We start from the raw sequence: 10776 nt of genomic DNA on the forward strand, positions 1-10776 counted from the left end.
TTTGTCTGCCTTACATCATTTCCCCTTTTATTATCAACCACGCCACGCCCACAATTGTTTCATATCGCAACAGCGTTGGTATTGCGCTATTATCCCAATGGATGAATTTCGCAAAATAAATGCTCTCATGGTGCAACTCGGTACGAGTTGTTCTTTTGATAGCCCGGGGTTGGCGAGGAACGAGCCTACCCCGGGTGAACGTTCGCAAGGAGATTCAACGCCGTAGGTGTTGAGCTTTTTCTATGAAGGCACGCTTACAATAAAACGTTTTATGACGGATTAATCCGAAAAAGCACAACACCTACGGCGTTGTTTCCCACACAACCTACGCTAACCCAGGGTAGCCTGCACTATCGTTTGGCAACCCTGGGCTATCAAAAGCGTAACACCTACGGCGTTGATACGTTCAATCCATAACATGAATTACATTATGTTGCGACAGAAAATATAGCGAATTAATCATCAAGAGCGTAACACCTACGGCGTTGAAACGTGTATTTCATAATACCATTCCCCTCGTTTCATGCGGTAAAATGTGGGAAATCATGTAGTTATCCCCAATAAAAAATCTTCTGTTTTGCTTTCGTTCTCACCACCATGTCACTGATTTTTAGAAAAAACACGCAAGCAATCATCGAATTATACAAGGCGAATGAATGAATTATAAATTAAAAACCTTACCTTTGTACACGTGAAAATATGTCTGAATGAAGACGAAAACACGCGACAAAAAGAATATAAATAAAACAAGATAGCAATGGAATATAATTTCAGTGAAATTGAGAAAAGATGGCAAAAGGCCTGGGCAGAGAACAAGACCTATAAGGTTACGGAGGACAAGTCGAAACAAAAGTTCTATGTACTCAATATGTTTCCCTATCCTTCTGGGGCCGGATTGCACGTTGGTCACCCTTTAGGCTACATCGCAAGTGACATCTATGCGCGTTTCAAACGCCTGCAAGGATTCAATGTTCTCAATCCAATGGGCTATGATGCCTATGGACTTCCCGCTGAACAATATGCCATTCAGACTGGTCAACACCCAGCAATCACGACCGAAACCAATATCGATCACTACCGCGAACAACTGGATAAGATTGGTTTTTCGTTTGATTGGGATCGCGAAGTACGCACTTGTGACCCGAAATACTACCATTGGACACAATGGGCTTTCATAAAGATGTTTAATAGTTTCTTCTGCAACGACACGCAGAAAGCCTATCCAATCGCTGACCTTATCAAGCATTTTGAGACCGAAGGAACGGAGAATCTCAATGTTGCTCAAAGCGAATCGCTTCACTTCTCGGCTGAAACGTGGAAGTCGATGAGTGAGGTTGAGCAGCAGAAAACACTGATGAACTATCGCATTGCCTATCTGGGTGAGACGGTAGTAAACTGGTGTCCCGGCTTAGGTACAGTGCTTGCAAACGATGAAGTGGTTAATGGTGTGAGCGAACGCGGTGGATATCCTGTTGTACAAAAGAAGATGCAACAGTGGTGTTTGCGTACTTCGGCGTATGCACAACGGCTACTTGACGGCTTAGAACACATCAATTGGACCGATTCTATCAAAGAAACTCAGCGCAATTGGATAGGTCGTTCGGAAGGAACGGAAATGGAATTTAAGTATTGTCTCGGTTCGGATGCGTCTTCAAATAACGCAGAAGGTTCCAAGGAAACAGCCGAAGAGGGTAGCTTTACGATATTTACGACACGCGCAGATACTATCTTTGGCGTTACGTTTATGGTCTTGGCACCTGAAAGTGAGTTAGTAGATAAGCTGACAACCAACGCACAACGTGCCGCCGTTGATGACTATTTGTCTTACGTGAAGAAGCGAACCGAACTCGAACGCATGAGTGATCGCAAGGTGACGGGCGTCTTTAGTGGAAGTTATGCCATTAATCCTTTCACGGGAGATAAGATACCTGTGTGGATATCTGAATACGTTTTGTCAGGTTATGGCACTGGAGCGATCATGGCAGTACCGGCACATGACAGCCGAGACTATGCCTTTGCAAAGCATTTTAACTTACCCATTATCCCACTGATTGAGGGAGCTGACGTCACAGAAGAAAGCTTTGATGCCAAAGAAGGCATTGTAATGAACTCGCCACGTGAGGGAGTTCAGACCCTCGATGGTTTCAATCTCAATGGTAAAACCGTTAAAGAGGCCATCGCAGCAACTAAGGATTTCGTGACGAAACACCAGCTTGGACGCGTTAAAGTGAATTATCGTTTGCGCGATGCCATATTCTCTCGTCAGCGCTATTGGGGCGAACCATTCCCTGTTTACTATAAAAACGGAATGCCTTATATGCTGCCTGAGGAGTGCTTACCACTTGAATTGCCCGATATCGACCAATATAAGCCGACGGAAAATGGCGAACCTCCTTTGGGAAGAGCAAAGAAATGGGCTTGGGATGAGCGTCAGAAGCAAGTCGTAGATAAGTCACTTGTTGACGACAAATCAGTCTTTCCACTCGAACTTAACACTATGCCTGGCTTCGCAGGAAGCTCTGCTTACTACCTACGTTATATGGATCCACACAACGATCACGCACTTGTGGGCAAGGAAGCTGACGAATATTGGAAGAGTGTTGACCTTTATGTAGGGGGTACTGAGCATGCAACGGGTCACTTAATCTATAGTCGTTTCTGGAACAAGTTCCTCTATGATTGCGGTGTAAGCTGTCAAGAGGAGCCGTATAAGAAGTTGATTAACCAAGGAATGATACAGGGACGGTCTAACTTTGTCTATCGAGTTGTCAGCGAAGACCATTCAAAGGCGCCGTTGTTTGTATCAAAAGGGCTTAAAGATCAATACAAAACAACTCCTATTCACGTATGGGTGAACCTCGTAAAGAATGATATTCTTGACGTTGAAGCATTCAAACAATGGCGTCCTGAATATAATAATGCAGAGTTCATCCTTGAAGATGACAAGTATATTTGTGGCTGGGCAGTCGAGAAAATGTCTAAAAGCATGTACAATGTTGTTAATCCTGACGACATCATTAAAGACTATGGAGCCGACACTTTGCGTCTATATGAGATGTTCTTAGGTCCGGTTGAGGCCAGCAAACCATGGGATACGAATGGTATTGACGGCTGTCATAGGTTCTTAAAGAAGTTCTGGAGTCTCTTCTGGGGACGTGCAACAGAAGATAAACTCGTTGTAGATGATGCGCAACCCACAAAGGAAAGTCTCAAGACTGTACACAAACTTATCAAGAAAGTGACTGAAGACATTGAGAAATTCAGCTATAACACTGCCGTATCGGCATTCATGATAGCCGTCAATGAGATGGGACAACAGCAGTGCCATAACGTTGAATTACTTCAGAAAATGATTGTAGTGTTGGCGCCGTTTGCTCCTCATGTTGCCGAAGAACTATGGCATGTATTAGGCAATGAGGGCTCCGTTTGCGACGCATCTTGGCCTAACTACGACGAGAAATACCTCGTAGAGAGTGAGATTCAGCTTACAATCAGCTTCAATGGAAAGGCTCGTTATCAAAAGACTTTTGCCGCTGATGCCGACAATGCCACGATAGAGAGTGAGGTAAGAGCCGATGAACGCAGTCTGAAATACATTGATGGGAAACAGATTGTGAAAGTAATTATCGTGCCAAAGAAAATCGTTAATATTGTCATTAAATAAATGTTAGAGAATTTAAAGGTATGGGATGAGGTGAAAGATTACCTTTTCATCACCCTCGGTATTATGCTTTACACGGTGTCTTTCACTGTGTTCTTGATGCCTTATCAGATAGTTGCTGGCGGAGTTACAGGTCTTGCAGCCATCATCGACTATGCAACGGGCTTCCATGTACAAAACACTTACATCATCGTTAACCTTGCCTTGCTCGTCGTTGCCTTGAAGATCTTGGGCTTTAAGTTCTTGTTTAAGACCATCTATGCTATCTTCTTACTCTACTTTATGTTGATTTTGGCGCAGCATATCATACCCAAACAGCCCAATGGTCTGCCCATAAAACTCCTTGGAGAGGGGCAAGACTTCATGTCAATGATTATTGGTTGCGTCATCACGGGTGTGGCTTTATCGACCGTCTTCCTGCACAATGGCTCAACAGGAGGTACAGATATCATCGCGGCCTCTATCAATAAGTATCACAATGTGTCGCTCGGCACGGTGTTAATTGCCGTAGATTTCTGCATCATTGGTAGCTGTATGTTCTTCCCTCAATTCGGATCATACTTCGAAAGAGCTCATAAGGTGATGTTTGGACTATGTGTTATGACGCTCGAAAACTTCTCTTTAGACTATATTATGAATGCACGCAGGGAGAGTGCACAGTTTATGATCTTCTCAAAGAAATACCAAGAGATTGCCAACGCCATAGGAATGGAGACAGGACATGGCGTGACTATCCTCGACGGTCATGGTTGGTATACGGGTAAAGAGATTAAAGTGCTTTGTATACTCGCCAAGAAACGTGAGAGCATGGACATCTTCCGACTCATCAAACTCATTGACCCCAACGCCTTTGTAAGCCAGAGTAGCGTCGTAGGTGTATACGGAGAAGGCTTTGATGAGATGAAAGTTAGCGTCAAAAAGAAGTTAGAAGGCAACAAGAAAAAGCAGGTAAAAGGATGAAAATTGTATTTGCAACCAACAACAAACATAAGCTTTCAGAGGTTAAAGAGATTCTTGGCAGCGCCTATGATGTTGTTTCTTTGGACGAGATTGGATGCCATGTAGACATTCCCGAGACTGGAAACACACTCGAAGAGAATGCACATTTGAAAGCGAAATACGTTTTTGAGCATTACGGACTCGACTGCTTTGCCGACGATACTGGCTTAGAAGTTGAGGCCTTGCATGGCGAACCTGGCGTATATAGCGCACGCTATGCCGAAGGAACTGACCATAACAGCGAAGCAAACACAGCCAAATTACTGCGTAAAATGACTGGAATTACCGACCGAAATGCCTGCTTTCGCACGGTAATCTCACTCATTCGGCGAGACGACTCCAAACCCAATGGCTACAACGAGACTTTCTTTGAAGGCAAAGTCAATGGGAAAATCGCCACCGAACGAAGCGGTTCAGCTGGTTTTGGCTATGATCCTGTCTTCATTCCCGAGGGCTATGACGAGAGCTTTGCAGTGCTTGGAGAAGACATTAAGAATGGCATCAGTCACCGCGCAAGGGCTGTTGAGGCTTTGAAGAAAGGGCTTTCTGCCGACACTTCCTCTAAAATAGGGGAGTGATATGCCACAAACGCATGGCTGCTTAATGATGATCATGATGATAAAAACTATCAGATACTACGCTAATAAAGTATTCCTCAAGCTTCAAACCTATGCTTCTCTTCCCCTGCTTTGGCGAGGAACAAGGAGCGGAATCATAGGCTTGTGTTGCTTTTTCCTCCTTTCTTCTTTCACATGGCGCACCTATTTATCTTATGATTCGCCACAAGAGATAGTGCAAGCCAATGCAACTTTGTTCTATGTTCGTGCCAGTAACAGTCTTTATTCCTATGACACGAAAGACCAAAGTGTGCGCACCTTTGATAAGGTTAATGGTCTTAGCGACTGCAATATCACACACATTGCCTACAACAAGGCGGCACATCGCTTGGTGGTGGCCTATGAAAATCAAAACATCGACTTGATAAACGACGCCGGACAAGTGACAAATGTCAGCGCCTACTATAACACTTCGACGACTGATAACAAAACCATTAACAGCCTTTATGCCTACAACCGCTATGTGTTTATGGCCACAGCGTTTGGCATTGTGAAACTAAATGCAGCTGAAGCTGAGGTCAGTGACACTTATAAATTGGGCTTTTCGGTCGATTATTGTTATGTGCGTGACGGTCAACTCTATGCAGCAAGTAAGGCAGCGGGCATCTATTCGGCACCACTAACGGCCAATCTTGCCGACCGAAATCAATGGCATCGTGTGGGAAACTATGTGGAAAAGTCTCCTGAAGACACTTCCGCTTTGTGGGCAAAAGTGGCAAATGCTCATCCCGGTGGACCGAAATCAAATCACTTTGGCTATCTAACCTTCTACAAAGATAAGCTCTATTCGTGCGTGGGGGGATACAATGTGACGACTGATCTTGAGCGACCCGCCGGCATCCAAGTGTGGGATGGCACAGCGTGGAGCATCTATGCGTCTGATGGAATCGCTGCAAAGACAGGCGTAGCATACGTAGATCTTAGCGTACTTGCAGTTGATCCGAAAGATGAAACCCATCTTTTTGCAGGCGGAAGAACAGGACTTTATGAGTATAAAGACCAGCATTTCATTAAACATTATGGCCCAAACAACAGCATACTTGAATCGGCTTTGGCTGATGGAAACCCTAACTATGTGCTCATACAAGGCTTGGGTTATGACACCGAATCACGGCTGTGGATCTTGAATAGTCAGGCATCTTCTCAGTCGATTATAGCCTATCAAGACCATGAATTCAAGGCTTTCAAACAGCCACAACTCATGAAACTCAATACAAGAAGCTTGGGAAACATGCGCAATTTGTTCTTTGATAGCCGCAAAACAATTTGGTTTGTCAATGACAACTGGCAGCAACCATCGCTCATTCAATATCAAACGGCCAACAACCAGCTTAAAACCATCACGTCGTTTGTAAATGAAGACGGCGAAACGATTAAGGATTTATGGAATGTTCGGTGTGCCGTTGAGGACAAAGAAGGCAATATTTGGATTGGAACAAACGTCGGTCCGTTGATGCTTCAGCCTGCAAAGATGAACCAAGAAAGCCCAGTTTTCCAGCAAATTAAAGTGCCACGTGACGACGGAAGCGGTTATGCTGACTACTTGTTGAATGGAGTTGACATCACGGGTATCGTCATTGATGGGGCTAATCGCAAATGGTTTGCAACGAATGATAATGGAGTTTATCTTGTCAGTAGCAACAACATTGAAGAACTTCAGCACTTCACGGCAGAGAATAGTCCGCTACTTTCCAACACCATTGAAAGCATTGCAATCAACGAAACCACTGGAGAGGTGTTCTTTGGAACGGCAAATGGGCTTTGTTCTTATAAGAGTAATGCGACTAAACCCCAAGAGGAGATGACGCAAAACGAGGTTTATGCTTATCCCAACCCAGTCAAACCAGATTATAACGGACCTATAAACATCACGGGACTTGCCTTTAATGCCGATGTAAAGATAACGACTTCAAACGGAACTCTTGTGCAAGAAGGACGCAGCAACGGTGGACTTTTCACCTGGGATGGCTGTGATCGTCACGGAAAACGCGTGGCTTCAGGTGTTTATATGATTGAAGTGGCGACCCAAGATGGGCGAAAAGGGGTTGTTTGTAAAGTGGCTATTGTAAGATAAATACATGCCAAGAGCCAGTAACAACAGCTATATTCACATCCTAAAAGCCATGGGTCTCTTTGGCAGTGTACAGGGATTGAACATCTTAATGAGTCTTGTTCGCAACAAGATTGTGGCAGTTTTGCTCGGCACTACAGGCATGGGACTCATCACACTCTATAATTCTACGGTCAAGTTGCTGTCAGATGCCACCTCAATGGGACTTCCAATGAGTGCAGTTCGCGAGCTTTCGGCGGCCTATGAACAGGGTGATTATAAGCTGTTATGCCACAAAATACGCATCATTCGCATGTGGACTTTGCTCACAGCGCTTGTCGGAATGTTGCTCTGTATGGTGCTAAGTCCATTGCTTAATCGGTTTACTTTCGCTGTGGGTAACCACACTTTGCAGTTCGTTTTCCTTGCACCCACCATTGCTTTTATAGCACTTGCGGCTGGCGAATCAGCCATTTTGAAAGCTACTCGCCAACTACGCGCCTTGGCTTTACAGTCTGTTTATGGTGTGTTGGGTGCTTTGTTGACGTCTGTTCCGATGTTCTATGTGTGGCGAGATGCCGCGATTGTGCCTGCCATTGTTGTGGCGGCACTCCTCCAATGGACTATCCTCATGATGTTTTCTCTGCGCCGTTATCCCATCAATCTGCGGCTTTCATGGCATGAAATGCAAGAAGGCACGGGCATGATACGCTTAGGTTTGGCCTTCGTTGCATCGGGAATATTGGCCAGTGCAGCCGACTTTATCGTCAGAAGTTACCTTTCTCATGCCGGAAATCTACACATTGTAGGCCTTTATAACGCGGGATTCATGGTCACAATGACCTATGGTGGCATGGTGTTTCATGCCATGGAAACCGACTATTTCCCACGTCTTTCGGGCTTAACAGATTCAAAAAGCACGCTCAATTGTGTCGTAAACCGACAAATAGAGATGTGTTTGATGGCAATATCTCCGTTGCTTATTGCCATGACTACCTTGTTGCCATGGCTGCTTCCCTTGCTTTTCAGCGACGAATTTCTGCCAGTTGTCAACATGATGCGAGGCAGTATACTTGCCATGTACATGCGAGCCATGACGCTTCCTCTTGAATATATCGCCCTCGCTCGTGGCAATTCACGCTATTATTTGATTCAAGAGGCAGTCGCCGCCTTGCTGTTTGTCGTGTCGGTCATTGTGGGTTATTGGCTCGGCGGACTCACTGCAACGGGTTATGCGCTTGCCGTTGCCTCGCTGTTGGAATTGATTTTCGTCACCATCTTCACCTATTTTATTTATGATTACCGCCCTTCGCGCCGCGTGATTCATGGATTTGGCTTCCATTTTGGTCTCGCTTTATTGACGCTTACGGCTGTTCTCACGACCGAAGATTGGGTCTATTGGACCGCAACGCTGCTGTTGTTATGTCTCAGTTTGCCCCGAACTTTTATCCTTCGGCAAATGAAACATCGAAAGAAACGGCTGTAATTATTTTGTTTTATCAGTCAAATAAACGACGATAATTGATGAGATTGTATAGATTATCGTATGATAAAGTGAAATGATTGTTAATTAACGTTTAATTCAGCAGGGCGAAAGTGCAACCTCATTTGTTATTTTATACCTTTGCAATAAAGGCATTATAGCACTTGTATGCAAACAAGTCTTTGTGACATTGCAATCTCGATGATTGCAAACTAAGGCACATGTGCAATGCCCTTCAACTTTTAAGACAACTCAACAAGTTATAAACCTCCGTGGAAGGAGGTGTGTTTGAAACAATAAAATGTAACCACTCAACTTACAACCACCTCAAAACAAGGCGGCAAAGTGCCTGTAAAAAGAGGAGGGTATCATAGAGAGTGCAATACAAAACGACAGACAAAGCAACAATAAATAAATTTACTCAACATGAAAAGTTATTCAAAACCATTCACAAAAACACTTCAGTTAGAATTTGATTCCATGCTATTAGCAGGGAGTGGAGGCTCTGCTAGCGCGGGACAATTTACCTCGGGAGGCAGTTCTTCGGGTTCAGGTGGGGTCACACCACGGTCAGCTATGTTCAATCCTTTTATGGAAGAAGACAATGATTCGGATGGACTTTAACCCTCGTTTCCCTCTTCTCACGCCCCGTCTTCTTCGTCATTAGCTCGCAAATAACCCCGCTTCTCAGCGTGAAACACGTTATCTCACGGCTCAAAACAAGTGGCTGTGGGGCAACTTCTTTGTGGGGTTAGTGGATGAGGGGAGGGAGATAAAGCCGAGATTCCAGCGATTTGTAGCCTCACCCCCAGCCACTTTATGGAATGGAGAAAGGGAAACAAAGCCTCACCCCCAGCCCCTCTCCGAAGAGAGAGGGGAGTGGTTAGTCATGAAAATGGAGGGAGTTATTTTGGGGTTAATTGGGGGTGGTGACGTGGTTGATAATAAAGCGTAAAACGATTTGCGTCATTTTATCGTGTAAAACATGGCAAAACACACGACCATTTGACGCAAATTATCGCATGAAATGACGCTATTTATCATGTAAAGTCAAATAGTATATAGTGCATTTGTAGTTCAACGCTGTAGGCGTTGTACCTTTGATAGCCCAGGGTTGGCGTCAGCCTACCCTGGGTTATGCGTGTAGTGTGGAGGTCAACGCCGTAGGTGTTGTACGTTTTCTACGTGGAACAACGCCATTTATGTTGTGTTTTTTCGGAGTAAATTGCCATTAATCTATGTGTAAATTGCCATTAATCATGTTATAAAATGTGTGTTTCAACGCCGTAGGTGTTGCGCTTTCTAAGCGCAATCCGCCATAAAAGGTATCATTATAACCATGCCTTCATAGAAAAAGCTCAACACCTATGGCGTTGAATCTCCTTGCGAACGTTTACCCGGGGTAGGCTCGTTCCTCGCCAACCCCGGGCTATCAAAAGAACAACTCGTACCGAGTTGCGCCATGAGGGCATTTATAATTTAGAGCACCTTTATCGAGAAAATATCACAATACCAACGCAATTGCATTGCGAAAACATTCATAATGGCAAATACGTTCATTAGAAGATTGATATAATACCTACGGCGTCACGTTGTGAGAGCTTTCATTATGGTGGATATATCCATTGAAATGTTTGCATATTTTGCCATTTTTCTATTCACATGTTGGCGTCAATTGTATTACGGATTGAACGTTTCAACGCCGTAGGTGTTGCGCTTTTGATAGCCCAGGGTTGCCAAACGATAGTGCAGGCTACCCTGGGTTAATGTATGGTTTGAAGAGAACAACGCCGTAGGTGTTGCGCTTTTTCTTATTAATCCGCCATGAAAGGTTTCATTGTTAGCGTGCCTTTATAGAAAAAGCTCAACACCTACGGCGTTGAATCTCCTTGCGAACGTTGACCCGGGGTAGGCTCGTTCCTCGCCAACCTCGGGCTATCAAAAGAACAACTCGTACCGAGTTGCG

Annotated in this window: 7 protein-coding genes; all 7 read left to right on the forward strand. The window is 44.6% G+C overall.

Annotation, left to right across the window (positions count from 1 at the left end; all coding sequences use genetic code 11):
* The first annotated feature begins 1 nt into the window (after position 1).
* The 7 genes from HMPREF9420_RS14420 to HMPREF9420_RS08140 all read left to right on the forward strand — a co-directional run bounded on the left by HMPREF9420_RS14420 (position 2) and on the right by HMPREF9420_RS08140 (position 9434).
* Positions 2-226 (forward strand): hypothetical protein, encoded by a 225-nt coding sequence (locus tag HMPREF9420_RS14420; protein ID WP_248628095.1) that lies wholly within the window; start codon positions 2-4, stop codon positions 224-226.
* A 531-nt stretch (positions 227-757) separates the two neighbouring features.
* Positions 758-3664, forward strand: a complete 2907-nt coding sequence (leuS, locus tag HMPREF9420_RS08115; protein WP_007135104.1) for a leucine--tRNA ligase — start codon at positions 758-760, stop codon at positions 3662-3664.
* Entirely contained in the window at positions 3665-4621 is a 957-nt protein-coding gene (locus HMPREF9420_RS08120) for a YitT family protein (protein ID WP_007135105.1), read from the forward strand.
* Positions 4618-5238, forward strand: a complete 621-nt coding sequence (locus tag HMPREF9420_RS08125) for a non-canonical purine NTP diphosphatase (RefSeq protein ID WP_007135106.1) — start codon at positions 4618-4620, stop codon at positions 5236-5238. Before HMPREF9420_RS08120 ends, HMPREF9420_RS08125 begins: the two co-directional genes overlap by 4 nt.
* 25 nt (positions 5239-5263) lie before the next feature.
* Positions 5264-7351, forward strand: coding sequence for a type IX secretion system anionic LPS delivery protein PorZ (gene porZ, locus HMPREF9420_RS08130; protein ID WP_007135107.1), 2088 nt, complete (start codon positions 5264-5266; stop codon positions 7349-7351).
* A 4-nt stretch (positions 7352-7355) separates the two neighbouring features.
* Positions 7356-8813, forward strand: coding sequence for an oligosaccharide flippase family protein (locus HMPREF9420_RS08135; protein WP_007135108.1), 1458 nt, complete (start codon positions 7356-7358; stop codon positions 8811-8813).
* A gap of 423 nt (positions 8814-9236) precedes the next feature.
* Complete coding sequence (locus HMPREF9420_RS08140) at positions 9237-9434, forward strand: hypothetical protein (RefSeq protein ID WP_007135109.1); 198 nt, start codon at positions 9237-9239, stop codon at positions 9432-9434.
* The last annotated feature ends 1342 nt before the right edge of the window (positions 9435-10776 follow it).

The sequence above is a fragment of the Segatella salivae DSM 15606 genome, assembly GCF_000185845.1.
In the GTDB taxonomy this organism is placed as follows: domain Bacteria; phylum Bacteroidota; class Bacteroidia; order Bacteroidales; family Bacteroidaceae; genus Prevotella; species Prevotella salivae.